Genomic DNA, 26,184 nt, shown 5'->3' with positions numbered 1-26,184 from the left:
TTTTACGATGAGAACTTGTCGAATAGCGATGGTCCAAATGAATCCCATTGTTGGGGATTTGAATGGAAATGTTCAAGCCATGACAGGATGGCTGAAGGCCGCGCGCCAGGCGCAAGCCGATATTGTGGTGTTTCCGGAATTGGTGGTTACCGGCTATCCACCAGAGGATTTGGTGCTTCGGCAGAGTTTTCTTCGGGATACTCAACAGGCCCTTCATCAATTCGTTCAGCACTGTCGTCAGATCACGACGGTGGTTGGGTTTGTGGAGGAACGGAAAACCAGGAGTCAAAAATACCGAACCTCCATGGTGGTTCCATCAGGCCCCCGGCACATTTTTAATGCCGCAGCCGTGATTCAAGATCGTCGGGTGATTGCCAGATGTCAAAAAACCTTGTTGCCTGATTACGGTGTCTTTGATGAAAGCCGGTACTTTGAATCTGGCCGTGAGGCCTTGGTGTGTAGGATTGGCGGAATCGGTGTGGGCGTGAACATTTGTGAAGATATTTGGTATGCGGATGGACCTACCCGTGATCAAGTGAACCATGGATCTGCGGAACTGATCATCAACATCAATGCTTCTCCTTTTCACAAAGGGAAGAGTGCGACGCGTGAACGAATGCTATCGCGTCGGGCTCGAGAAAATGGGGTCATGCTGAGTTACACCAACATGGTGGGTGGTCAGGATGAAATCGTGTTTGATGGGAATAGTATTCTCGTGAATCCTCAGGGGCAAGTTATTGCCCGAGCTAAAGCGTTTGAAGAAGATCTTCTTGTGGCAGATCTTCAGTTCCCTGGTACGGTTCCAAAATATCTGGCTGCGAGTACGACTACCAAGAAACGGGTGCCGGTCAATTTTACTATAAAGAATGTGGTGGCCAAGGGACACTTGGGTCCTGCGGTAAAGAAACCGATAATGCGCCAACCTCTTCCTAAATTGAATTCAGTAGAAGAAGTGTATCTGGCTCTGGTGACGGGTGTGCGGGATTATGTACGGAAGAATGGGTTTTCGACCGTGGTAATCGGAATCAGCGGTGGCATTGATTCGGCTCTCACGGCGGTTATTGCTACGGATGCTATTGGAGCGGAGAACGTCACTGGAGTGTTTATGCCCTCGAAATTTACGTCGAGGGAGAGTCGTGAAGATTCTACCAAGCTTATGAAAGCCTTGAAATGTTCCTTTTTGACCATCCCCATCGGAGCCACGTGGGAATCCTATTTGAAGCTGTTGACACCGGCTTTTGGGCGAAGGCCGCATGATGCAACCGAGGAAAATTTACAGGCCAGAATTCGAGGCACGTTGTTAATGGCCCTGTCGAATAAATTTGGTCATTTGGTGCTCACGACGGGAAATAAGAGTGAGATGAGTGTCGGGTATGCGACGTTGTACGGTGATATGGCTGGTGGGTTTGCTGTGATTAAGGACGTTCCGAAAATGCTAGTGTATGAGCTGACCCGGTATCGGAATCGTCGGGCGGTGGATCACCTTGGAAGGGAGTTGATACCTCTTCGGATTATCGAACGAGCTCCGTCGGCGGAGTTGAAAGCTGACCAAACCGATCAAGATACCTTGCCATCCTATGACGTTCTTGATCGAATATTAGAAGCCTATGTCGAAGAAGATCGGTCATTAGAAGAAATCGTGAAGTTAGGCATGAAACCTAAGATTGTTCGCCAGGTGATGGCCATGGTGGATCGAAGTGAATATAAACGGCGGCAGGCGCCTATTGGCATTAAGATTACACCGCGCGCCCTCGGCAAGGATCGGCGTATGCCTCTGACCAATCGATATCTCAAACATTAAACTGTGGAAATGATCAACTAAGAACTGATTTTTTTGCGTATTGTTCGAGAGACAAAGAGAAAACAACATGGAATCTGTCACACCATCTGGACAATTTGATTCTGTTTCTCATGACGAAGACTTAACCTTAACTCAAGCGGTACTCCAGGAGCGTCGTGATGGGTTGGCGGAACGATTGCGGAATGGGGCTTCAGGATCTGAAGTCGTCGCGGGCTTCACGGATTTGGTCGATTCGGTCCTGATTGCCAGATATCAAAATGTGCTTCGCCAACATGTCAATGACTCGGCTGTGGGGATGCAGCAATGTTGCCTCGTGGCGGTTGGCGGGTATGGACGACGGGAACTTTCACCCTATTCTGATATCGACGTCATGGTGCTTTATCATTCTGGTGGGGAGACGGTGGTGAAAACGTTATCCGAGCAGGTTTTGCACCATTTGTGGGACTTGGGGTTTCAAGTTGGACATAGTGTACGATCGATTCAAGACTGCCTGGTGTTAGCAGAAGAAGATCTTGCTGTGAAAACGGCCCTCATGGAGTCACGGTTTCTTGCTGGTGGAGCTTCAGTGTATCAAGAATTTCAGCGACGCTATGCGCGACGGGTGTTGGGTCGACGAGTTGATCAGTTTATTCGAGAGAAGGTAGAGGAACGAAAAAGAGAATATGCCAAATTTGGTGAGACAATCTATTTACTCGAACCCAACATCAAGAAAACCAAGGGAGGCTTGCGCGACCTACACTTGTTGCAATGGGTAGGGATGGCCAAGTATCAAGCCCCCACCTTACAGGACTTGGCGAACCGCGGTATTCTGGCTCACCCGGATTATTTGGCGCTGGTGGAAGCCCGAGAGTTCTTATGGAAGGTGCGGGCACTCTTGCATGTTGAAGCTGGCCGCGCGCAAGAAATCCTTTCATTTGAAGAGCAGGTTCGATTGGCGAAGGCCTTTGGATTTCACGATCAACCACATCTGTTGGCCGTAGAGCAGTTTATGCAGTTGTATTATCGCCATACCACCGGAATTTACGATCGTTGTGTCCGTTTTCTGGATCGCGCTCAAGAACAACCTCTGTGGGCCAGAGTTAAGGGGTGGTGGCCGCAGCCATTAATCCACGGGTATTTTTCGGTATCAGGAACGGCGCTGTCGGTTCCCCAAGATAAATTGCTCGATGTCCTACATGATCCAGGACGATTACTCGATCTGTTTAAAGTGTCTCAAGCGAAGGGTTTGACTATTGATGGTTCTGTCCTCGAAGAAATTCATCGACAAATGGAAACCGTGTCGGATGAAGTATTTCAAACTCCGTCCGTCCGTGAGGCCTTTCGGGAGATTCTCTCTGGACCTAGGTTGGTGGGGGAAACCTTAACGCTGATGCATCAGGCTCGCGTGCTAGAGAAATTGGTTCCGGCGTTCGGGCGTGTCCGCGGACTCATGCAATTCAATCAATACCACAAGTATACCGTGGATGAGCACAGCCTACTGACCGTACGTCTTTTAGAACGACTCGGTCGTCAAGATGGAATTTTTCACGATGTCTACGAAAAAGTTCATCGGAAAGATATTTTACATTTAGCCGCTTTGCTCCATGATATCGGCAAAGGTCTTCCCGAAGATCATAGTGAAGTGGGTAAAGGGATTGCGAGGGACATGGCAGTGCGATTGCAATTCGATCAACAGGAGGCTCGCACCTTAGAGTTTCTCGTGCATCAGCATCTGCTCATGGCCAATACCGCATTTCGCCGTGATCCCTATGATGATAAGGTACTGCTGAAATTCTCCAGAGCCGTGGGAACACCAGCCCTTTTGCGAAAGCTCCTCATGTTGACAGCTGCGGATATTGCGGCAGTGGGGCCTGAAACTTTGACCAAATGGAAAGAATCCCTCCTGCTTGAGTTGTATACGCGGACCCTCCCTGAAGTATCAGGGGGAAGTGAATCCTTAGACACGACGCAGGACATCAAAAAGGTTGCGACGGAGGTTTGTGGACTTTGGGAGTCACAGGACCTCACTTGTCAGACCATTGAAGCCACATCCCTGCCTGATTCCAGGAAATCTTGGGTAGAAGAGCAGTTAGGGAAATTCCCGCAACGGTATTTGTCTGGAACTCCACGCCATCGCATGGTGGCTCACCTTCAAGCCTTAGATCAGATTTTAACCAAGAGTCCCCTGGTTGAGTCGGCCTACATAGATGACTTGCGAGTCTGTGAATATACCTTGATTGCACGTGACCACCTGAAACCAGGAATTGTCATGAATGTGACAGGAGTCTTGGCTGCATTTGGTCTTCATGTGTTGGATGCGCAAATTATGACGAGAAGTGATGGCATCGTGTTCGACTCGTTTTTTGTTCATGATCCGGACTTTGACGGACCTCCTACAGCCGTGAAGCGACAGAAGGTGGAACAGGCCATCATTAAGGTCATGTGCGGAGAAGACACGCTTGAACAGTTAATGCAGCGAAGTCATCGTCTCTCTTTCGATCGACCCTTTCCTGTGTCCCCGAAACCCGCTGAGGTGCAAATTGATAATGAAACGTCTGACCAATTTACTATCATTGACGTGTTTGCCGATGATCGGCAGGGATTGCTGTCGGTCATTGCCCGGACGGTATTTGAATTAGGATTATCCATTCACGGTGCGAGAATCGCCACCAAACTTGATCAAGTCGTAGACGTCTTCTATGTCACGGGAGCCGATGGGGAAAAGATCAATGATGAGGAGGCACGCGAAAAGATCAGAGAAACATTGCGTCAGGCTGTCGATACGTTCCTTCAATAGCGAACCAGGAACCAAACATTTACTGGGAGGGTTTCTTCGCCAAATACCATCCCTTGTCCGCGAGACATTGTTCCATGGCCACTGAAGCCGAGCCGATCGTTGGGTTGAGAACCGAAAAACCCGTGCCTGCTCTGGGAATGGCTGGTAAGCCAAGGTTGGCACGGCATTCCTGAACATCCCACTCAAAGTCTTCAGCCTGCGCACCAGGTTTTGCCCAATACAACGGTTCGGAACATCCTAACAAGAGCAATCCCAATAGCCCCAAGTAGGGCAGGGAGAAAAAAGAGGTAGAACGAGATGTGGGAGTATCCATGATGAGAAAATCTTTCGGTGCATACAATTTTGCCCGAGAATTGTTCTGGGTTGCAAGATTTTGTGGCCTGCAAACTTTTTGCATGAGCCGCATTGATTTTCTCCTGGGATAAAGCGAAAGAGAAAACTGTTTCATTGAGGCGGGGATCATAGAGAAGGCGATGAACCAGATATCAAGATGCTGAATGCTTCGTTGCACACATCAGAAGGGATGTTGTTTTGCAAGGGGAGGATTGATTTTGTTTATTCCGTTATCAGGTGCTGAAGGGTTTTCCGAGCGACACCGGTATTTTGTGCGGCCAAGGCCACGGCTTTGGCAACGGCTGGAACGACCTGTTTATTAAACACGCTGGGAATGATGTACTCTTCGCTCAGGGTGGAAGGGGGGATGACATCGGCTAATGCCCCTGCCGCTGCCAATTGCATGGGTTCATTGATTGTCGAGGCCTGGACATCCAATGCCCCACGAAAAATACCCGGAAAGGCGAGGAGGTTATTACTTTGGTTCGGATAGTCAGACCGTCCGCTCGCATACACTCGGCAATGGTCATGTGCCGCTTCTGGAGAAATTTCCGGTTCCGGGTTCGCCAGGGCAAAGACAATTCGGTCAGGTGCCATGAGGTCCAAATCTCCAGGCTGTATAATATTCCCAGCGGAAAGCCCGATGAATACGTCCGCCCCTTGGAGCGCGTCACGCAAGGTTCCCATGGGTTTGTCATAGTGAATGAGTGAAGGAAGAACGTCTCGTTGATTGAATAATGCCCCTCCTTCCCCTTTCAATACATATCCCTGTTTGTCGCAGCCGCGAAGGTTCTGAAGGCCGGCTGCCAGAAGTAATTGGCAGCAGGCCGTCCCGGCGGCCCCAAGTCCATTGACGACAACCGTGATATCCTCCAATCGACGTCCAACCACTTTAAGAGCATTATGAAGCGCAGCCAAAACCACCACGGCGGTTCCGTGTTGGTCATCATGCATCACTGGAATGTCGAGTTTGTTTTGTAGTTGTCGTTCGATTTCAAAACAGCGGGGGGCGCTAATATCCTCCAAGTTAATTCCTCCGAAACTTGGGGCAATGGCGGAGACAATCCTGATGATTTCTTCAGGGTCTCGGGTGTCTAAACAAATAGGCCAGGCATCAATTCCTGCGAATTGCTGAAACAACATTACCTTACCTTCCATGACCGGAAGCGCGGCTTGTGGACCAAGGTTGCCCAAACCCAATACCGCAGAGCCATCCGTGATGACTGCCACACTATTGCTCTTGCTCGTAAATCGATAGGCGAGAGCCGGATCGCCGGCAATGGCTTGGCAGACGCGTCCAACACCGGGTGTGTAAGCCATGGAGAGCGTATTGCGAGTCTTGATTTGGAACTTGCTGCTGACCTGAATTTTTCCGCCTAGGTGCATCATGAAAATTCGATCAGAAGCGGAAATGACTTTCACGCCTTCGACACGGTCTAATTGTTCTAAAATTTTCTGTCCATGCTCTTCGTTCTTGGCGTCAAAGGTAATGTCTCGTACCACTTTGGACTTGGTCGCGGAGACAATGTCGGCAGCTCCAATGCTGGCTCCCTCTTCAGCTAACAAGTTGACGACTGCGGCAAAGACTCCAGGTTTTTGGGTGAGTTCTAGTCTTACCGCTAATCGGTAGTTTGAATAAGGTCCAAAATCCTTTTGTGACGGTTTTGGTCCCTTTCCTCTGCCAAAGAGATTCCAAATCATTCTTGTTCTCCACTATTCCTGTCTGGGGGCTCACTGACTTTCAATGCTGTCATAACTACCGATTTTTCTTTTCGGGGATATAGAAATGGCGGAAATGCCGGGAGTTTGGCGAATCTCGGGCAGACATAATTTTCCTTCCATAAACTAATTAAGTTGATCGGGATTTCTTTGAGGGTCCTTTAACTATTCTCGAAGGGTAACAAGTGAATGGAACAGCCAGGATACTAAGACAACCATTGAAAATGTGAGACGTTGGCGAAGAACAGTGTAATGGAAGGTTCCAACAGTGGAAAAATTCACCAAAAATTTTTACCAAAGAGGTTCTTGTGGCAGTGCGAAAGAAGTTGGAGATTGTTTTGGTGCCGAGTTAACGAGGCCACGTATTATATTTTTGGAGCGCAGCACTAACGGCTTTGCCTGGTTGCACTGACGGGTTGGCTTGCGACGAGAGATGTTCCAAAGCCGCAAGGAGGGTGACGACCGAGTCAAACGTGGATGATTCACCCATGAGGCCGATCCGCCATACTTTGCCGGCGAGCGGCCCCAACCCGCCGCCGACTTCTATATGGAATTCGTGAAGAAGCCTTGAGCGAATGGTTTTGTCATCCAGCCACTCTGGAAGAGCGACGCAAGTTAAAGTTAGAAGACTGTGGCCAGGGGCAGGAACGAGGGTAAATCCTAAGGCTTCTAAGCCTGCACGAAGAGCTTGGCTATTTCGCTGATGACGAGCAAACCGTGCGTCGAGACCTTCTTCATGTATCAACCGAAGTGCTTCGCGCAGGGCGTAGGCCATGGAAATGGGTGCCGTGTGGTGGTACGTGCGTTTCCCTTTGGTCCAATAATCCGCGACAAGGGTGCAATCGAGATACCAGCTTTGGCAGGGAGTGTTCCGGTTTTGGATAACGTGCAATGCCCGATCACTCAATGTCAGTGGGGCCAATCCTGGTGGACAACTCAAGCATTTTTGTGTGGCCGAGTAACAGGCATCAATGTCCCATTCATCTACCTTCACTGGAAGGCCTCCGAGTGACGTGACTGTATCTACAATCAACAGGGCCTCGTGGCCGTGGCAGAGGGCGCCGAGATTGTCTAGCGGTTGCCAGACGCCGGTAGAAGTTTCGGCATGGACGATCGCTACGGCCTTGATGGGACCGGCAGCCTGAAGCTGATGGGCGATTTGGTCAAGAGGAATGGGTGTGCCCCAATCGGCTTGAATTTCGACGACAGTTCCCCCGCATCGTGTGACCATTTGGGCAATCCGCGCGCCGAAGATGCCGTTCATTCCCACTATGACGCGGTCTCCGGGTTCAATGAGATTGACGATGGCTGTTTCCATGGCAGCCGATCCCGTTCCTGAAACGGCAATGGTAAAGGAATTGTCTGTTTGGAAAAGCCATCGGAGAAGTTCCTGAATCTCATCCATAATCACGAGAAACTCAGGATCAAGGTGCCCAATGAGGGGGGTGCTCATGGCTCGCAAAACCCGAGGGTGGACCAGGCTAGGGCCTGGGCCTAACAAGAGGCGACGGGAAGGGGATAAATCCTTGTATTGTTGGGTAAAACCAGGCATCAATGGTTCGTCCTTTAGAGGGCCTATTCTAGCGGGGGCATCTCAAGGATTCCACTCTTTGGGCAAAATGGCCGAAAGAGGCAATGGTCTGGGATTTCAAACGGTCTCTCATCTGGTAGGGTATTCCAGGAAATAGCCTCTGTTAATTCTGTAATCATTGTTCCCAATATAAAGACTGCCTCGATAATATTCATCCGTTATTAAGAATTACTGTGACTTCTTGGCCTTATCAAGAATCGGCTTCTGCTAACACCCAAAGGACACCTGTCGAATTTTCCTTGTTTGTGACAGTGTGTTTCGGAACGATATTCCTTGCCTGCCTGGGGTTCCTGATTTTTGCCCACCTGTCCATGCCCCGATTGGAGCGAATTCCTTCACCCGAGCGAGCGTTAGAGATCATCACGAATCAGGTGATGGGGCTCCGAGACGGATTGAAGCAGGTTTCCGATTTGGAGCGGCAAATGATGAGCGTGGTCGATCCTACTGGGGAGGAACTGCAGCAGTGCATTGAATGGTATTCGGAATTGACGGAAATAAATACTGATCCACTTTCGGCCCTCTACCTTGCGATATTAGAGGGGGAAGCGGGACAGATTCATGCCGTGCAAATGAAAGTCCACATGTGGAAGGATTGGGCCTTACCCTTTCCCTTTTATAGTGCCGTTCTCCAAGCCGCTTACTTGTCGGAAGAAGTCGACCCCATTCAGGCGCACGCGTTGCAAGCTCAAATTGCCGAGCATTTACCGAGTGGGTGGTTTTATCGGCGGATCGCGTTACAAATCGCCGAACGAAGTCACGATGAGGGATTGCAGGTATCCCTGGCAGCTGCCAGCCAACGTCATGCGCAGCGATTGGTGTCGAACAATCGTTTGTTAGGTGGCGCCCAAATCATGGCCGTCATGGGCGGCCTCATGGCCATGGTTATGCTTTGGAGGCGATGGAAATGGGGCGGGGCTGTAGCTCTTCGCGTAGGAGAGGTGTCCTTCCCTCCACGGTGGACTGGCGGGAATGGAGTGGTGGTGTTGATTCGAGGCGGTGGTATCGCCAGTTTATTGATTATTAGTCTTTCGGTCACGGGTCTTGATCCCTCGGTACTCCAATTTCTTATTCCCATCTCCATTCATATACCCATTCTTGGGTTGGCCTACTACTATTTGTGGCAACCGAACGGATTGTCGCTTCGGCAAGCCGTGGGGTTAAAGATTGTCGAAGGAGGCTGGCTCCGGGTTACCTGGTTTGCGTTAACCCTCTTTACGCTTGGCGTCGGAGGGGGATGGGTGATTGGATTTTTTGCACAGAATTTTGAGACCTCTTTGCATTGGACGGATTGGTTCGATCCCACCATGATTCAAGGCACCGCCTGGGATCTCCTTCCTCCGCTGCTGTCGTATACGATTTTGGCCCCCTTGTTTGAGGAATTGGTCTTCCGGGGCGTGCTTTATAGCACCTTGCGTCGTTATTGGAATGCACCAATCGCGATGGTTGTAAGTGCGCTGATTTTTTCGTTAGCGCATGGGTATGGAACATTCGGGTTGATCACGATTTTTTGGAGTGGGTTGTTGTGGGCCTGGGCTTATGAAAAGACGGGAAGCATTTTGCCTGGCATGGTAGCCCATGCATTGAATAATTCCCTGGTCTGCGCAACGGTGTTGCTGCTCGTGCGACCAGGATGAAGGCTCCGTCTCTTATCCTTCACCTTCCTATTCACAATTCTCAGAAATACATCTCTCGGCTTTTTCTTCTATTCCGTCATCCCCGACGTTTGTTTTCGGGGATCCAGGTTTTCCTTTTTCATTTTTCTGTCGTCCTGAGCATTGCGAAGGATCTCTCTTATTAAGATTTACATCGATACATTTTATCTTAGTGGGGAGTCGCCCCCACACGACGAGGCACTTTTTTTTCGGCAAAAGTGCCCAAAACCATTCATGCCCGTGCGCGGCCCAGCGGGTGCCTGGTCCACCGCCCCGAATCATTATGGCTCAGAAACTCGCTGGGCTCAGACAGTCTTCGCCAAAGAGGTAGGATTCGGGGCGGCGGCCCAGCCGCGCCTAACGCGGGTGAAGCGGAACCTTTGGTATTCTTAAGACTCCAAAACTCGGCAAAAGGTTTCAGGTGTGTTCATTCCCGACGTTTTTAATCGAGAATTTTGGTTGCCTGTTCTTTGAGGAAGATAGGTTTCGTTGGAAAAATATTAAAGGTTGTAACGAAACACTACATCGATAGACCCTATTCTCGGCAATCCAGATTTCTTTATCCTTTTAAGGAGGTTTTATGCATATTTTCAGGGTTATGTTGATGAGTTTCTTGGTATTTTTGGTAGGTAATCCGGCCTTAACCCTGGCGGCAGGTTCCCAAGTGCATGGCACGTTTGCCCTCTTCAAAGTCAACCCTACGTGGACAAGGCTTTCTATTGAAGAGAAGGCCAAAGGAGTTCAGGAGGCGACGGCGGTGGTCGAGTCCTTTAAAGATCAAATCACTCTTGATTCCTATTGGACCTATGGACTAACGACCGATTCCCATTTCTTGATTCGGCTACAATCCTCTGAGGCAAAGATCAATCAGGAACTGCTTACCAAACTTGCAGGGTCAGGATTAGGGCAACATCTTGATCTGGAATTTACTATCAGCGGTATTACCAAAGGCCTGAATTATGCCCCAGAATTCCCGGATCTCTTGGCCCAACTCAAAGCCGCCAAGTATGAAGGCGATCCATCGACCTACGTGATTATGATTCCGACCAGGAAAAGCGCGGAATGGTGGAATCTGCCCAAGGAAGAACGTGTAGCCTTGATTCGAGAACACACCGTACCCACTCTGCCCTATTTGAAAACGGTGAAAAGAAAGCTCTACCACGCCACAGGTCTCGCCGATGCGGACTTTATTACCATTTTCGAAACCAATAATTTGGAGGATTTCAATAACCTGGTTCTGGCCCTACGGATGGTAAAGGAAGATCAATATAACGTCCGGCTTGGGAGTCCCACCGTCTTAGGAACTTTAAAGTCTTGGAACGAGGTAGGAGCCTTATTGTCAAAATAACTCTTGAGGACCGATTTGTAACCAGAAAGGATTCATGGTGGTTCCTAATCGACTACATGTCGATAGGAACCACCGGTGAAAAACTGGTCTGAGGCTAAAGGTTCCTTGTAGTCAAATCCTTTCTTGAGAATTTTGGAGAGCAAAATTATTACAAGGATATCTTGCGTTGAATACCGCTGGGCTAAGTTTTTTTGTATTCTTAATTCGCTCAAAATTTCAACAATAGGAACGGACTTTAGCTTTCGGAAATCTAGGTTGGTTTTGTTTTTGCCGAAGATAGGCTTCGTTGAAGAAATATTTTATGTGGGGTGTCGCCCCCACGCGACGAGACACTTTTGTTTCGGCAAAAGTGTCCAAAACCATTCTTGCCTGTGCGCGGCCCCTCCGATCCTGTTCAGAAACAGGCTCTCCGGGGTTCCTGGTCCACCACCCCGAATCATTATGGCTCAGAAACTCGCTACGCTCAGACAGTCTTCGCCAGAGAAGTAGGATTCGGAGCGGTGGCCCAGCCGCACCCAACGCGGGGTGAAGGGAGTGTTGGAAAATTTTGATTTTGCAAAATTCTCAATCAAAGATTTGCTCCCAACCTTCAACCCCAAAAGTGACACATAAATCTTACTGTAGAAATTTAAAACACAAATCGGGTTTCAAAAGAAATTTTACCTTGTATATTTACATTTTCCTCTAAGTCAAAGACGAAGCTCATACTTGCACCTGGAGTATTGAAACTAAATGAATATTCAATTAGTACAACATTAGATTGGTTTGGATTTATTGTGATGCGCTCAATTGGACTACTAAAAGCGAAAATGGGAAGACTTGTGAAGTCATTCTTTGACCAATAATCTTTCACAGGGCGTAGTCGAAATGAAGCCTCTGGGACAAGCCTACCATCAACTTTTATTGAAAAATTTGATTGGTCCAAAGTCATCGAGTTACTTCTGCCATTTATAATTTTCATTGAAAACCTTCCTGAAGTGCTACCGTAGTATCGAGTTTGATTCCCCTTGAGATCGACGGTGATTCCTTGTTTTGAAATTCTTACATTATATCCCTCTTGAGGAACGTCAAGATGGGTGAAATCCGGTTGAAGTTGAAAAGTATAGGGATCACAGGCCACAATTAAAACTACAATAAAAAGACATTTCAGGATTTTTATTCCCATGCGTTCTGAATCAAACATTGTATGTTTTCTAAAAATTTTTTAATTTTCAATAGTTGTTAAGACGCTAACAGCCGGAGGATTTCCTAAGCTGTCGGTTTTTAGCGGCCACATTCAACCCTGAGGTCGAACATTCTAAACTAAGTGAGCCATTATATCCTAGCTACCCAGAAGGTAGCGGATGCCAAGTTGTACAAGCATTTTGATTTCATAAAGGGTCAAATCTTTGCGTGAGAGTCTAGGGTGGCAGTCAATGTCACAAGCTTTTTTCAATCCGCGTTGGGCGCGGCTCCGGCTTCGCCCTGAATCGGCTTCTTTGGCGAAGGCTATTTGAGCAGCGCGAGTTCCTGAGCCATCTTATTCAGGGCGAAGCCGAAGGGACCCGTAGGGCCGCGCACGGGCGAAAATGGTTTTGGGTCCTTTTGCCGAAACAAAAGAACCTCGTCGTGTGGGCGCGAAAGCCCACATATAATAAATTCTTCAGAAAGAATCCTTCAGGTTTCAATAATCTCTTCCCCCTCCCTCTCAATCTCATCTAATTCTTTAAACAGATCAGGATGCCTTAATTCATATTGCAACTCATGTAATATTTTTTGAGGCGACAAGCGTTTTCCTGCGTCCTTTGGCGTGGTCGGTTCGGGGATGGGGATGTGCCATTGAGTCGAAGCGTACTCACAAATGTCTGCCCAAAGCCGGGGCGTCCCATCGCTGACGATGTAACTTGATCCCGGCGAGGCTTGTTGCAAGGCGGCAAGACTTAACGCAGCCACATCTTCAATATGAATGAGATTGACGTAGCGGGGAGTGTTTCTAATTTTTCCCCTTCGAATCCAATTCAAGACATGCCGGCCTGGGCCGTACAGGCCGGCGAGTCTCAGGACGATGGCGCCGTAGGCCTCTCGCAAATGTTCTTCGCTCTGTACTCGGGGAAGAGTCTTGTTAATTTCGCATCGTTCATCGGTCAAATCTTCAGCCTTTGGTGGATAGGCTGAGGTGCTTCCTAAGAGAAGAAGCCGACATCCCTTATTAGTTAGGTTCTCGGCAAGCTCGGCGGCCATAGGTCCTGGTAAGGTCGGAAAACACCACACAATGTGGGACGGAGTGGGAAGGTTTTGCCAGGTGCTTGTTTGTTCTAAGTCAAAAAGAATTCGAGCGAGAGGGTCCACATAAGGTAAGTGAGCTTCAGGGGTCCGACTGCTAGCGTAAACTATCCATCCTTGTTCCAACGCTTGGTGATAGAGAACCCTTCCGGTATAACCAGCGCCTAAGATCACGAGGGGAAGGGGAGGGTCGGGGAAAATCGTGATGTCTCCTGCAACCTGCTAATCTGTCAGGTATTGGCGGGCATAACGTACATAATTGCTTGCTGATTCCTTGAGCCAGGCGACTTCTTGATCGTTCAACGGGCGTTTGACGCGAGCGGGCGAGCCTAGAGCGAGGCTGCCAGAGGGTATGACCATGTCTTCTGTGACTAACGAGCCTGCGCCAATTATGCAATCGTCCTCGATGACCGCACCGTCCATAACAATGCTGCCCATCCCGATGAGAACCCGATTGTGAATCGTGCAGCCATGGAGCACCACGTGGTGCCCGACGGTGACATCGTCTCCAATGATCAACGGGTGGGTGTCGTGGGTGACATGAAGAAGACTCAGGTCCTGGATGTTGGTTCGATGGCCGATGCGAATGTAATGCACGTCTCCACGAACCACAGAGTTAAACCACACACTCGATTCGGATTCGATGACCACATCCCCAATGACGACGGCAGTCTCTTCGATAAAGGCGCTCGATGTGATGGTAGGCAGGATTCCACGAAAGGGTTTAATCATGGCTAAATCCCCTTTCGATGGGGGCGTGGCTCGGTATACACGGAACCTTTATGTGGTGGATCACAACCAATCCCTTATCCTTTGGCCAGCACAGCCGCAATCACCAGAACCGCAAGTGCCGCGACAACTGCGACGTAGATGGTGACGCTTCGATCCGTGGTCCAGGCAATTTGCCAGTCTTCCGGGTAGAGAGTTTTTTCTTCCAGGTACAATCCTTTTTCATACAAGCCGAGCACTTTTTCAATTTCGACCAACGTTTGTTTGGCCAAACGATGCCGGTCGCGCTGTTGGAGGATGAGGTAGATAAAGAGCGCTGAAAATAATGCGACCCCGGTCATCGAAAAAATTTTAACGATGGGATCTACCGGATACGGCGGCGCAAGGGCGAGAATGGTAATGAGTAGTAGCACAAGAAATGCGCTGCCAAAGGCGGTCAAGCGAATCATTTGTTCCCGTCGGCGAAAGACTTCCTCTTTGTACCAGGGGTATAAAATTCTCACGACTTCCAATTGTTCTTCGCGGAGCAAGTGGGACGTTTCCATTAGGAAGGGACCTTTGCGGTAGATTGGGAAGATGGGGAATGGGTGACTATCCATTCGGTCAAGGCCAAGCTCATAACCCGAAAGTCTTCAGGCCGTCCAAAGTGATGGTTCGCCTCCGGGAGCAAACGAAGATTTTTTTCTCCAGGGAGGCTTTCTACTAATCGGTGTATTTGATGAATGGGCACCAGCTCGTCTTGTTCGCCATGAACGATTACACAGGGAGTGCTGATCTTCGCGGCTTGTTCATAGGCATTGTATTGGCAGCAATCCTCGTGAAATGCAAAATCTAAGGCGATGGGCTCGGACCCGCCGGTCACGTTGGGAATGGTGTTGGTGCGTTTCCATTCCTCGATGCCCTGTTGTCCAAATTCACATTCCAACATTTCCGGAAAGTCTGGGACAGGACATTTCAACCCCAGGGCAAACAGCTCAGGATGATCGGCAGCGACCAAAATCGCGACGAGTCCTCCAAAACTCGACCCGATGAGTCCAATGTCTCGATAGCCTCTATTTTTCATGTCATTGATCAAATAGTTCAATTGGGTGCAGCATGCTGAGAGGGTGATTTCGGCAAACCGTCCACCCGAATCTCCCATGCCGATCCAATCAAAGCGAAGCGTGCTGAGTCCCTTCGAGGTGAGCAATTCTGTAAGCCGAAGGTTGGTGCGACTGTCTTTATTCGAAAGAAACCCATGGCCAAGGATGACTATACTGGTGGCATCATCGCCTGGTTCCATTAAGATGGCGGACGTATGGCCTCCAGAATGTTCAAGTCGGAGTGTTGTTTCCTTGGCTTTCATGAAAAATTTCCGAGAGCCTGAGCGCGGTTGTTGCCAAAAGTGTATGGGAATATTAACGCGTTAGGCAGTAAAGCGAAAGGGTTGTGAGGCGAGTTACTGGAGAAAAAAGAAATGGTTGGTGGGGCCATGCCCATGGCCAATGGACAATCCATGGCGAATGGCCGACGTCGTGTACGTTTTGGCTGTTTCAATGGCATCGGCAATGGGTTTGCCGAGTGCCAATTGGGCGGCAATGGCTGAGGCATAGGTGCATCCCGTGCCATGTGTGGTGGTGGTATCGATAAACTCGCCTTTATACATTCGGAAAAACCGGCCATCGTATAGCAAGTCTGTGGCGGGCCGTTCTAATAAGTGCCCACCCTTAATCAAGACATGTTGGCACCCGAGTTTGTGCAGGGCTTTGGCCGCTTCGCGAGCTTCGGGAAGGGATCGTATCGTGAGGCCCGTCAAACGTTCGGCTTCGGGAATATTTGGTGTCAGAAGGTAGGCCAAAGGGATGAGGTCTTGTTTCAGCCAATCAATCGCATTGGGTTGTAATAGCTCATGACCGCTTTTCGACACCATGACGGGATCGACGACTAATTTGGTGACGCCGTATTGCTTCATCTTTCTTCCCACGAGTGCGGTAGTCGTTGCCGTGGAAAGCATTCCGGTTTTTACGGCGGCGACCTCAAAGTCGTCGAAAATGGCATCGATTTGCGCTTCAATGATCGTGTCGGGAAGGTCGTGGATAGCGGTGACCCCCTTGGTATTTTGCGCGGTAATTGACGTAATCACGGACATGGCGAATGTGCCATTGGCGGACATGGCTTTGAGATCGGCCTGAATGCCAGCTCCGCCACCAGAATCGGAACCTGCAATGGTAAGCACTTGCTTCATGAGGGGTAAAAAGGAGGAACCGAAATTCGCTTGAAAATCATTCAGCCTAGAGGGTCAAATAGGAAGTGAATGGACTCTATCATGCAGATTTTAGGTGGTCAAATGAAGGTGGTGTTTTCGATTGGCCTCATCCTTCTCCTTCGGAGTGGATGTTCGAATGAATACCAGGAAGTCCATCTTACCATCGAAGATTTTCGCTTTACTCCGACTCGCGTTCAAGTCATTCCGGGGCAACCGATCAGATTGGTCGTGAGAAACCAGGGGCGAGAAATCCATCGCTTTCAGAGTCGATTATTATCGGCATCAGAAGTCAAAATCAATGGTGAGCCCAATCTGCTCACTATTAACGCAAAGGAAGGTATTGCTGTCCCGCCAGGGAAAAGCGTCGAATTGATTATGACCTTGCCTTCTGGGGTCTACGAATTTCAATGTCCCATTCGTGGGCATCGAGGAATGAAGGGGGTGGTGATTGTGGAAACAGCAGGTAGCAAATCGTCCTTTGAACAAAGCAGATTCGCTACCTGTCTAGCTTGCCGGAAATTAAGGGGAGGAATACCAATCAGGCGATCCTGACATGATCCCAACGTAGAAATGAATTAATTTCCAGGGACTGCGTTAATCGATTTTCTCGCGGCCTCATCACGTTTGCAGGTCAGCTCAGCCAACATGCGTTGTGAATCCGTGGACCCGCTTGGGATGCGACCAAGACATGCTTCTAGGGTATCCCCGTAGTGACCTGAGGCAACATCGGTGCTCGAGACGGGAGTGGAAGAGCCTGCACTGGACCCACCCATACTGGAACCGGAGCCCCCTCCATTTGTTTGCAATTCCGCGCACCCAAACATCAGAATGGCCGCAGCAGAAATACCTAAGAAACTACGAAACAGGCGAAACGTGGTTTTCATAAAATTCCCCTCATTGTGCTTAATGTGAAGGCAATATAATCAAGCCTTCATAAAAAGGCAAGGGTTTTCCTGATTTTTCAATCTGTTATCTTGACACTATTGACCATTATTGCTAGGTTCCAAACTTGTTTATTGACACAAAATCTCGGAAGTTTTCTCACTCATTCAGATCGACCATCGGGCCTTTTAACATAGGCTTTCTACACCCCCTGTGACCGTCCAGGACCTCATCCTCTCTCTTCATCAATTCTGGGCTTCCCAACACTGTATTATTTGCCAACCCTATGATGTGGAAAAGGGGGCTGGCACGTTTAATCCAGCCACCTTTTTGCGCGCATTGGGGCCTGAACCTTGGCGTGCGGCATATGTGGAACCCTGCCGTCGTCCCACGGATGGACGCTATGGTGAAAATCCCAACCGGCTGCAACATTACTACCAATATCAGGTGGTGATGAAACCTTGCCCTGACAATGTTCAAGCGTTGTATTTAGAGAGCCTGGCTGCTCTCGGTATTGATCCTCGAAAGCATGATATTCAATTTATCCAGGATGACTGGGAATCTCCGACCCTTGGGGCATGGGGTTTGGGTTGGGAAGTGCGATTGGATGGCATGGAGATCACTCAATTCACATATTTTCAGGAAGCGGGCGGACAAACCCTCGATCCGATTACCGTCGAGTTGACCTACGGGACCGAACGTATCGCGATGTACATTCAAGATGTGGATAACGTTTATGATCTCAAGTGGACGAAGGATATGACCTACGGGGAATTATTTCATGATGCCGAGGTGCAGTTTTCTACGTATAATTTCGAATTGGCGGATGTCAATATGGTCAGTGCGATGTTTACGTCCTGTGAAGCGGAATGTCAGAAACTATTAGCACAAGGGCTGGTGCTTCCCGCCTATGACTACTGTATGAAATCGTCGCATTGGTTCAATGTGTTGGATGCGCGTGGCGCAATCAGTGTAGCGGAACGGACAGGATATATTGGACGGGTTCGAGGTTTAGCCCGGGCCTGTGCTGCGGCTTATGTTGAGCGTCGAGAGACCATGGGTTTTCCCCTGTTAAAAGCCCCCGTGGTGTCAACGTCATCGAGACGGTCTACTCGTATTTTGCCAACAAAACAGGGAAAGGTGGATTCCGGGGCTGCCTCGATGGTCTCAAAAAAGAAATAAGGCCCCTGCATGAAAAAACGTTCTTCCAAAAAATCCCCCTCGTCAAAAGCAAAAACTCAACCTTCCAAATCCGGCACCACGTCGTTCCTTCTTGAAATTGGTTCCGAGGAATTACCTTGGCAAATGATCCAACCGGCCATGACGCAATTGGCGAAATCTCTCGCTGAGATGCTGACTGAACAACATGTAAACCATGGGGCCATTCGGTCGTTTGGAACGCCACGACGCTTGGCTGTCCTAGCCGAGGGTGTGGCCAAAAAACAAACCTCATCTCATCAGGAAGTATTGGGGCCGTCAAAGGCGGTAGCGTTTGACGCGCAAGGAAAACCCACCAAAGCGGCAGAAGGGTTTGCGAAATCTCAAGGCATACATGCCACCGCTCTACAAATTCGTGAAACCCCCAAAGGTGAATATGTTTGTGCAGTGAAGCACCGAGAAGGCCGACCCACAGATATGGTGTTAAAAGAAAGTGTGCCGCAGCTCATTCAAGGTCTTTCATTTCCAAAGACCATGCGATGGAATGCTTCGGGGATGCGGTATCCTCGGCCCATTCGATGGGTCGTCGCCCTACTTGGATCTCGTACGATTTCGGTTGAGGTCGGTGGCGTGAAATCGGGGAACCGGACGTGGGGCCATCGGTTCATGACGGGAAAGACCACAAGGTTAATGGCCACCAAGGGTTTAGAGGTAAAGCGACCGGAGGTTTATGAAACGACTCTCGAACGAGCGGGGGTCGTGGCCGATCCACTTCGAAGGCGTACGGCAATAAAAAACTTGACCCAAAGCCTTGCCAAGACGGTGAAAGGTCAGCCGTATCCTGCTAATCACGATGAGTTGTTGGATCAAGCCGTCTTTTCCCTTGAATGTCCGAATATGGTGTGCGGGGAGTTTGATAAAAAGTATTTAGGCCTGCCGCCGGAGGTTCTCATTACCTCCATGAAGGAACATCAAGGTTTTTTTTCGGTAGTGACTTCCAAACAAACGCTGCTTCCACGATTTCTTGCGCCAACCAATATGAAGATTCCCAAAATGGAGGTCATCACCGCAGGGAACGAGCGGGTGTTGGCGGCCCGCCTTTCTGATGCTCAATACTTTTTTGAACAGGACTGCAAGGGAAAATTAGCTGATCGGGTGAGTCACTTGAATGGAGTGGTGTTTCATAAAAAACTTGGGACGTTGTATCAAAAAACTGAACGGACGATTTCTTTAATAGGAGCTCTGGCGGATGCTTCGGGTTTAGCCGGCCATAAAGAGTCTTGTCAGCGAGCGGCCTTGTTAAATAAGGCCGATCTGATCACGGGAATGGTTGGCGAGTTTCCGACGTTACAGGGGGTGATGGGGCGGGAATATGCGACTCACGATGGGGAACCCGCGGAGGTGTGTCAGGCCTTGGGAGAATCCTATCAACCTCGAACCCCAGAAGATGCGATTCCTGTGACGGCGGTTGGTCGGTTATTATCGCTCGCCGATAGGATAGATACTTTGGCGGCCTTTTTTCAGGTGGGCATGATTCCGTCCGGCTCGGAAGATCCCTTTGCGCTTCGACGACAGGCTTTTGGGCTTGTTCGAATTTTGGTTGAAGCGAATATTAATGTGAATCTGATCGACCTCCTCAGGTTAGCGGAACAATTATTGGAGAAGCAGGGCGTGAAATCGGAGTCGCCTTCGCCAGAGGAAGGTGAAAACCCTAGGCCCGGGCCACTTCAGATTTTGGTGGAATTTCTGGAAGATCGGCTACGATTTTACGGACGAACCCTCCATAGTTTTCGAGAAGATGTCATGGCGGCTGTCCTCAAAGGACGCCCCGTTGACCGATTCTCCATGGCGGATCTGTTTTCCCGCATGCATGCTCTTCAAGCGATCACGACCCAAAAAGACTTTGACCCATTAATGGTGGGATTTAAGCGGGCGCATCGTTTGGTCGAAAAAGAACAATGGACCGCCATTGATGTGAATGCGGCGCTTTTGGTCCATCAGTCCGAGCAGGCGCTTTTCCAGTTTGTTGAAATGGCCCAAGACACTGTGGACGCTTCCATCAAAGCCATTGATTACTCAAAGGCCCTCCAAGCGCTCATTGAGTTGAAATCCCCCATCGATGCTTTTTTTGATGGAGTGTTGGTGAACGCGCCGGAGCCTGACATTCGTGCCAACCGTTTGTCCTTGTTGCGAAAGATCGATAAGTTATTTTTAGGCATAGGGGACTTGTCGCAGATTCAAGTTCAGAGCTCATAGCCATCAACCATACGAGTCCGGTGGCTTGTTCTATGAGAAGGGGATGCCCAGATCCCATGATTTTTTCTGAAGCACGGTTTCGCTGGTTTCGAATTGGAATTACCCTGATATTAATTATCGTGTGTAATGGCGTGTTATTAGGCGGGCTCTGGGCCAGTGGCATAGATCTGGATTTTGTACTCACGAATGCTGAACTCTATGATCCAGCGAGCGGTCATTGCGTGGGAATTACTGTCATGAAAGTCTCCGGAGTGGAAACCCCGATTCAGGTATGCACTGAATGGCTGGATACCAACGATCCCACCGGACAAGTGCATACAATAAGGACCAATGAACCGTTAGCAATGGGAGAGGATGGGAATTTATACTACCCCAATGCTCGAAACGAGGATTTCCATATTCTGGGGCTCCTCGCGTTTGTTGTCGTGGTGATTGGTTCGGGCCTAGGAGTGAAGCGGTATCTCCTCATTTGGTATCAACGGCGACTTGTGGCGGGCAATGGCTAGTCGTCATTCTCAATTGAAGGTGTTCATGGGGATCTGTGGATAACCTCTGGCAAGGGCATGAATCTTCTCAAGGTCGAGGGTTGGTACTTAAGATTTATTTTTGAGAAATTTTGAAAGTATGGTACATTTTCGCTTCGTTTGAATGAATGAAGTGAATCGGCGGGCTGGTTCATTTGCAGCCAAAAAGGGGGAGCCAACGCATGGGAAAGAAGAAGTACGTCTATTACTTTGGTGACGGGAAAGCCGAAGGAAAAGGCTCAATGAGGGAGCTCCTTGGCGGAAAAGGCGCCGGGCTTGCCGAAATGACCAACCTGAAAATTACTGTCCCCTCTGGATTCACCATCACGACCGAAGCCTGCCTCGAATATTTTAAATCCAAGAAAAAATATCCTCCCGGTATGTGGGAGCAGACGCTACAAGGGTTAAAGCGCGTGGAGAAATCCATGAAGGCCGGGTTTGGCGATTCGAAAAATCCTTTACTCGTCTCGGTGCGGTCGGGTGCGCGGGCCTCCATGCCCGGTATGATGGATACCGTGCTCAACCTTGGGTTGAATGATGTGACCGTAAAAGCGCTCGCGCAAAAAACTAATAATCCTCGATTTGCCATGGATGCCTATCGACGCTTTATTACGATGTTCGGTTCCGTGGTGATGGACATCCATCGAGACAAATTTGAATCCGTCCTCCATCAAACCAAAAAAACGTTTGGTGTGAAGAGTGATACGGATATCCCCGTCGAGGGACTGGCCAGTCTTGTGACTCAATTTAAAGATGTGGTTCTTCGAGAAACCAGAAGGAAATTTCCTGACGATCCGTTTGAGCAATTAAAGATGGGGATCAATGCGGTGTTTACCTCCTGGTTTGGAGATCGCGCGGTCACTTATAGAAAAATCTACGATATTCCCGATACTTGGGGGACTGCCGTAAATGTCCAATCCATGGTCTTTGGCAACATGGGTGATACTAGCGGAACAGGCGTGGCGTTTACCCGAGATCCGTCCAGCGGTGTTCGCAAATTTTTTGGCGAATTTTTGTTGAATGCTCAAGGTGAGGACGTTGTGGCCGGTATCCGAACGCCTCTTCCAGTGAATGCCTTAAAAGATAAGCTTCCTTCGGCGTATAAAACGCTCATGACTACCCAAAAGACATTGGAAAAACATTATCGGGATATGCAAGACATGGAGTTTACCATTCAAGAAGGCAAACTCTATATGTTGCAAACTCGTGTGGGAAAACGCACGGGGATTGCCTCAGTGCGGATTGCAGTGGAAATGGTGAAGGAAGGCCTCATCACCAAAAAGGAAGCCGTCCGTCGCGTTGATCCCGATCAAATCGCACAATACCTCTACCCGATTTTCGAACCTTCCGAGGAAAAGAAATTTCAACCGATTGGACGAGGATTGCCGGCTGGACCTGGTGCCGCCTCTGGCAAGATTGCCTTAACACCAGAACAAGCCGTAACCATGAAAGCTCGTGGAGAAAAGACCATTCTGGTTCGAAAAGAAACGAGTCCCGATGATATTCACGGCATGTATGCCTCAGAAGGATTTTTAACGGCGACGGGTGGTATGACCTCTCATGCCGCGGTAGTGGCGCGCCAAATGGGAAAAGTCTGTGTCGCCGGTTGTGAAGATGTCGAGGTCTTAGAGGGCCAAGGCAAAGTGAGAATTGGGCCGTCTGTTTTCCAGGAAGGGGATAGCATTTCCCTAAACGGATTTACGGGATTTGTGTATGGGGGGATGCTTTCGGTGGTCCCGTCTGAAGTGGTGCAGGTCATTCAAGGCAACATGACTGCTAAGGAGTCTGAGAAATATCGCCTGTTTGCCACGCTACTCAGTTGGGCTGATCAGATTCGACATCTAAAGGTTCGGGCCAATGCCGATGCGCCAGATCAAGCACAAATCGCCCGTGGCTTCGGTGCCGAAGGTATTGGTCTTTGCCGAACGGAACATATGTTTTTCGCTGAGGACCGTGCCCCGATTATGGAGGCCATGATTCTTGCCTCGACTCCGGAAAAACGGGAGAAATATTTGGCGCAGCTTCTTCCTCTGCAACGGGAAGACTTCATCGGTTTGTATCGTCAAATGAAGGGGTTTCCCGTGACCATTAGGTTGCTGGATCCACCGCTCCATGAGTTTTTGCCGAAGCGTGAACAGTTGATGGTCGACATTGCTCGTCTTGAGTTAACGAATGGAAGCGCGTCGGAGATTGAAGAGAAGAAATTTATTTTGGAACGTGTTGATGATCTCCATGAATATAATCCCATGCTTGGGCTACGAGGATGTCGGCTTGGAATCACCATGCCCGAAATCACTCGTATGCAAGTACGTGCTATCATGGAGGCTGCCTGCGAAGTTGCCAAGGAAGGTAAAAAGATCATTCCTGAAATAATGATTCCCCTGGTCGGTATGGCCACGGAAATGAAGGCACAAAAGGCGATCATTAAAGAAGTGGCTAACGCAACCATGAAACAATGCGGAGTCAAGCTCTCCTATTTGGTCGGAACGATGATTGAATTGCCGCGTGCGGCAGTGACGGCCCGACAGATTGCCGAAGACGCTGAATTCTTTTCCTTTGGCACCAATGACTTGACGCAAACCACCTATGGATTGTCCAGGGATGATGCGTTCCGTTTTACGGGATTTTATCGTGAACATCATTTGCTGGATTTTGACCCCTTTGCTGTTCTGGACCAGGAAGGCGTGGGGGCTGTCATGCGCTTGGCTATGAACGAAGGTCGTGTCACTCGACCGAATATTAAACTTGGGATTTGCGGGGAACATGGCGGAGAGCCAAGCTCTGTAGAATTTTGTCATTCTCTGGGATTGCACTATGTCAGTTGTTCGCCCTATCGCGTGGCAATTGCTCGATTGGCTGCAGCCCAGGCGGTGCTCAATGCCGAAGGCCAAAAGCCTGCGACCAAGTCCAAGAAAAAAGTGGGAAAGGCTTCCACAAAAACTAAGGCTCATGCCCGCCGTGTGACGGCTACTACCAAAAAACCAAAAGCCAAAACCAAAGCTCGTCCACGAAAAACCAAAGCTCGCCGGTGACTGACGTCGATCAAGACGTCCTTTTCATGAAACAGGCCCTAACTCTTGCGGCAAGAGGCAGGGGCACTACCAGTCCAAATCCTATGGTCGGCGCAGTCGTGGTGGCCAAGGGGAAAAGGGTCGGTTCTGGGTATCATAAGCAAGCCGGTGGCCCTCACGCCGAAGTCTTTGCTCTAGAACAAGCCAAATCCAAATCTCGTCACGCCACACTCTACCTCACCTTAGAACCCTGTTGCCATACCGAAAAACGGACTCCGCCTTGTGTGCCACTCATAATTCAGTCCGGGGTTCGGCGTGTAGTGGTGGCTATGCGGGACCCCAATCCACAGGTGGCGGGTCGCGGCCTCCAGCAATTGAAAAGGGCAGGCATTAGAGTAGACGTTGGCTGCTTGAAGCGGGAAGCCGCCGAACTCAACGAGGTGTATATTCATTGGGTGAAAACAGGTCAGCCGTTTGTCATTCTCAAGGCAGCGATGACCTTAGATGGACAGATTGCAACAGCAACAGGAGAGTCAAAGTGGATCACGGGAATGCAAGCTCGTGCGCATGTGCATCAACTCCGCAGCCAAGTCGATGCGATTGCTGTCGGCGTGAACACGGTATTTCAAGATGATCCTCAACTGACAGCACGGCTTTCTGGCCAAAAAGAGAAAACATCCAGTACTCGACAGCCGGTTCGGTTAATTTTCGATAGTACTCTTCGAATCCCTCTCGACGCACGGGTCTTAAAAAATATTGAGACCAGCCCAACTGCCATTGCGACGACTTCCCAGGCAAGTCACAAGAAAATGGAACAATTGCGTTCGAAGTGGGTTGAGGTGTTAGTTGTTCCCCAAAAGGCCAAGCGGGTTTCCATTCGTCGTTGTCTTCAAGAACTGGGAAATATGGGAATCACTAGCTTGATGGTAGAAGGTGGTAGTGAGTTAAACGCCAGTTTCTTACGTGAAGGGTTGGTGAATCGAGTGTTCCTGTATATGGCCCCAACTTTATTAGGCGGCCAAAATTCCAAAGGCCTGGTTGGCGGTCTTTCGCCCAAGCACTTGGTCCAAAAAATCGCGGTCTCAAATATTCGCATGCAACCCCTAGGGGATGATGTCTTGATCTCTGGAGATTTGAATTCGAAGATACAGTAAGGGCAAAATATGGCAGAGAAATATTCATAGCCATTCGGGAGGGAATCATGAAAAAGGTCGCTGTCATTTTATCAGGATGTGGTTTCTTGGATGGAGCCGAAATTACCGAAGCGATTAGTACATTAGTGGCGATTGGGCAGCACGGTGGGGAGTACAAATGTTTTGCCCCGAATAAAGATGTGCCTGAAACCAATCATTTGACCCAACAACCCACAGGCCAGAATAGGAATGTTCTGCAAGAAGCTGCCCGTATTGGGCGGGGCGAAATTCAACCTTTGGAAGAATTAAAGGCTCAGGAATTTGATGCCCTGGCCTTTCCTGGTGGTTTTGGAGCTGCACTCCATTTGTGTGACTTTGCGCAAAAAGGTAGTGGCGGAGCCATTGATCCCCAAGTCAAGCGAATCGTGAAAGAATTTCATGAAAATCGAAAACCCATCGCCGCCATTTGTATTGCCCCGGCCATAATGGCTCTTGCCTTTGGAGGGAAAGGGGTAAATGTGACGATTGGAGATGATCAAGGAACCGCATCCGAAGTCGAAAAAACTGGCGCGAAACATTCGAACTGTGCCGTGGAAAAGTTCGTGGTGGATTCCGCCAATAAAATTATCACCACCCCAGCCTACATGTACGGCACCGCCAAACCCCACCAAATCTTCGAAGGGGTCAGCGGCGCGATAGCCGAATTGATGAAAATGGCGTGATTGTTGGTATGTGGTTTTTACCCGGAATTTCCATTCATAGGG

22 protein-coding genes are annotated in these 26,184 nt (G+C 49.3%); 12 read left to right on the top strand and 10 right to left on the bottom strand.

Features of this window, described 5'->3' with window-relative positions; all coding sequences use genetic code 11:
• Positions 1–7: 7 nt before the first annotated feature.
• Together PPG34_RS15780 and glnD are read left to right on the top strand one after the other, a co-directional pair.
• Complete coding sequence (locus PPG34_RS15780; protein ID WP_313834407.1) at positions 8–1,801, top strand: NAD+ synthase; 1,794 nt, start codon at positions 8–10, stop codon at positions 1,799–1,801.
• Between the two features lie 67 nt (positions 1,802–1,868).
• On the top strand, positions 1,869–4,577 hold the full coding sequence (gene glnD / locus PPG34_RS15775; RefSeq protein ID WP_313834406.1) for a [protein-PII] uridylyltransferase: 2,709 nt from the start codon (positions 1,869–1,871) through the stop codon (positions 4,575–4,577).
• A 19-nt stretch (positions 4,578–4,596) separates the two neighbouring features.
• Here the strand turns inward: glnD and PPG34_RS15770 are convergent, their stop codons facing one another.
• The 3 genes from PPG34_RS15770 to PPG34_RS15760 all read right to left on the bottom strand — a co-directional run bounded on the left by PPG34_RS15770 (position 4,597) and on the right by PPG34_RS15760 (position 8,181).
• On the bottom strand, positions 4,597–4,890 hold the full coding sequence (locus tag PPG34_RS15770; RefSeq protein WP_313834405.1) for a hypothetical protein: 294 nt from the start codon (positions 4,888–4,890) through the stop codon (positions 4,597–4,599).
• A gap of 242 nt (positions 4,891–5,132) precedes the next feature.
• Positions 5,133–6,611, bottom strand: a complete 1,479-nt coding sequence (locus tag PPG34_RS15765) for an NAD-dependent malic enzyme (RefSeq protein ID WP_313834404.1) — start codon at positions 6,609–6,611, stop codon at positions 5,133–5,135.
• A 367-nt stretch (positions 6,612–6,978) separates the two neighbouring features.
• A complete protein-coding gene (locus PPG34_RS15760) occupies positions 6,979–8,181 on the bottom strand; it encodes a pyridoxal-phosphate-dependent aminotransferase family protein (protein ID WP_313834403.1) in 1,203 nt (400 codons plus the stop codon).
• A gap of 212 nt (positions 8,182–8,393) precedes the next feature.
• On the opposite strand from PPG34_RS15760, the gene PPG34_RS15755 reads away from it, so the two are divergent.
• The 3 genes from PPG34_RS15755 to PPG34_RS15745 all read left to right on the top strand — a co-directional run bounded on the left by PPG34_RS15755 (position 8,394) and on the right by PPG34_RS15745 (position 11,220).
• Positions 8,394–9,854, top strand: a complete 1,461-nt coding sequence (locus PPG34_RS15755; protein WP_313834402.1) for a CPBP family intramembrane glutamic endopeptidase — start codon at positions 8,394–8,396, stop codon at positions 9,852–9,854.
• Between the two features lie 252 nt (positions 9,855–10,106).
• Positions 10,107–10,265 carry a hypothetical protein gene (locus PPG34_RS15750; protein ID WP_313834401.1) on the top strand — a complete coding sequence of 53 codons (159 nt, stop codon included), beginning with the start codon at positions 10,107–10,109 and terminating at the stop codon, positions 10,263–10,265.
• A gap of 187 nt (positions 10,266–10,452) precedes the next feature.
• Entirely contained in the window at positions 10,453–11,220 is a 768-nt protein-coding gene (locus tag PPG34_RS15745) for a chlorite dismutase family protein (protein ID WP_313834400.1), read from the top strand.
• Between the two features lie 628 nt (positions 11,221–11,848).
• Here the strand turns inward: PPG34_RS15745 and PPG34_RS15740 are convergent.
• The 6 genes from PPG34_RS15740 to thiD form a co-directional block, all read right to left on the bottom strand.
• Complete coding sequence (locus tag PPG34_RS15740; RefSeq protein WP_313834399.1) at positions 11,849–12,403, bottom strand: hypothetical protein; 555 nt, start codon at positions 12,401–12,403, stop codon at positions 11,849–11,851.
• A 473-nt stretch (positions 12,404–12,876) separates the two neighbouring features.
• Positions 12,877–13,440, bottom strand: a complete 564-nt coding sequence (locus PPG34_RS15735; RefSeq protein WP_313834398.1) for a Rossmann-fold NAD(P)-binding domain-containing protein — start codon at positions 13,438–13,440, stop codon at positions 12,877–12,879.
• A 264-nt stretch (positions 13,441–13,704) separates the two neighbouring features.
• On the bottom strand, positions 13,705–14,214 hold the full coding sequence (locus PPG34_RS15730) for a gamma carbonic anhydrase family protein (protein ID WP_313834397.1): 510 nt from the start codon (positions 14,212–14,214) through the stop codon (positions 13,705–13,707).
• A gap of 74 nt (positions 14,215–14,288) precedes the next feature.
• Positions 14,289–14,756 (bottom strand): hypothetical protein, encoded by a 468-nt coding sequence (locus tag PPG34_RS15725; protein WP_313834396.1) that lies wholly within the window; start codon positions 14,754–14,756, stop codon positions 14,289–14,291.
• On the bottom strand, positions 14,756–15,556 hold the full coding sequence (locus PPG34_RS15720) for an alpha/beta hydrolase family protein (protein WP_313834395.1): 801 nt from the start codon (positions 15,554–15,556) through the stop codon (positions 14,756–14,758). Before PPG34_RS15720 ends, PPG34_RS15725 begins: the two co-directional genes overlap by 1 nt.
• A 93-nt stretch (positions 15,557–15,649) precedes the next feature.
• Positions 15,650–16,435: a bifunctional hydroxymethylpyrimidine kinase/phosphomethylpyrimidine kinase gene (thiD, locus tag PPG34_RS15715; protein WP_313834394.1), complete on the bottom strand. Its 786-nt coding sequence runs from the start codon at positions 16,433–16,435 to the stop codon at positions 15,650–15,652.
• Between the two features lie 69 nt (positions 16,436–16,504).
• On the opposite strand from thiD, the gene PPG34_RS15710 reads away from it, so the two are divergent.
• The gene (locus tag PPG34_RS15710) at positions 16,505–17,008 is read left to right on the top strand and encodes a cupredoxin domain-containing protein (protein ID WP_313834393.1); all 504 of its coding nucleotides are present in this window, start codon (positions 16,505–16,507) and stop codon (positions 17,006–17,008) included.
• 23 nt (positions 17,009–17,031) lie between these two features.
• Here PPG34_RS15710 and PPG34_RS15705 read toward each other — a convergent pair whose 3' ends face one another.
• Entirely contained in the window at positions 17,032–17,340 is a 309-nt protein-coding gene (locus PPG34_RS15705; protein WP_313834392.1) for a hypothetical protein, read from the bottom strand.
• Between the two features lie 211 nt (positions 17,341–17,551).
• Between PPG34_RS15705 and PPG34_RS15700 the strand changes: the two genes are divergently transcribed.
• The 6 genes from PPG34_RS15700 to elbB all read left to right on the top strand — a co-directional run bounded on the left by PPG34_RS15700 (position 17,552) and on the right by elbB (position 26,142).
• Complete coding sequence (locus PPG34_RS15700) at positions 17,552–18,520, top strand: glycine--tRNA ligase subunit alpha (protein WP_313834391.1); 969 nt, start codon at positions 17,552–17,554, stop codon at positions 18,518–18,520.
• Between the two features lie 9 nt (positions 18,521–18,529).
• Positions 18,530–20,752 carry a glycine--tRNA ligase subunit beta gene (glyS, locus tag PPG34_RS15695; protein WP_313834390.1) on the top strand — a complete coding sequence of 741 codons (2,223 nt, stop codon included), beginning with the start codon at positions 18,530–18,532 and terminating at the stop codon, positions 20,750–20,752.
• Between the two features lie 56 nt (positions 20,753–20,808).
• Positions 20,809–21,258 (top strand): hypothetical protein, encoded by a 450-nt coding sequence (locus PPG34_RS15690; protein WP_313834389.1) that lies wholly within the window; start codon positions 20,809–20,811, stop codon positions 21,256–21,258.
• A 200-nt stretch (positions 21,259–21,458) separates the two neighbouring features.
• Positions 21,459–24,308 carry a pyruvate, phosphate dikinase gene (gene ppdK / locus PPG34_RS15685; RefSeq protein ID WP_313834388.1) on the top strand — a complete coding sequence of 950 codons (2,850 nt, stop codon included), beginning with the start codon at positions 21,459–21,461 and terminating at the stop codon, positions 24,306–24,308.
• A complete protein-coding gene (gene ribD, locus PPG34_RS15680) occupies positions 24,305–25,441 on the top strand; it encodes a bifunctional diaminohydroxyphosphoribosylaminopyrimidine deaminase/5-amino-6-(5-phosphoribosylamino)uracil reductase RibD (protein WP_338140931.1) in 1,137 nt (378 codons plus the stop codon). The genes ppdK and ribD overlap by 4 nt, the downstream gene beginning before the upstream one ends.
• Positions 25,442–25,488: 47 nt before the next feature.
• Complete coding sequence (gene elbB, locus PPG34_RS15675; protein WP_313834386.1) at positions 25,489–26,142, top strand: isoprenoid biosynthesis glyoxalase ElbB; 654 nt, start codon at positions 25,489–25,491, stop codon at positions 26,140–26,142.
• The last annotated feature ends 42 nt before the right edge of the window (positions 26,143–26,184 follow it).

The organism is Candidatus Nitronereus thalassa, assembly GCF_032191465.1.
In the GTDB taxonomy this organism is placed as follows: Bacteria; Nitrospirota; Nitrospiria; order Nitrospirales; family UBA8639; genus Nitronereus; species Nitronereus thalassa.
Note: the sequence above shows the minus strand (reverse complement) of the source record. Positions and strands in the feature narration are given on the sequence as shown.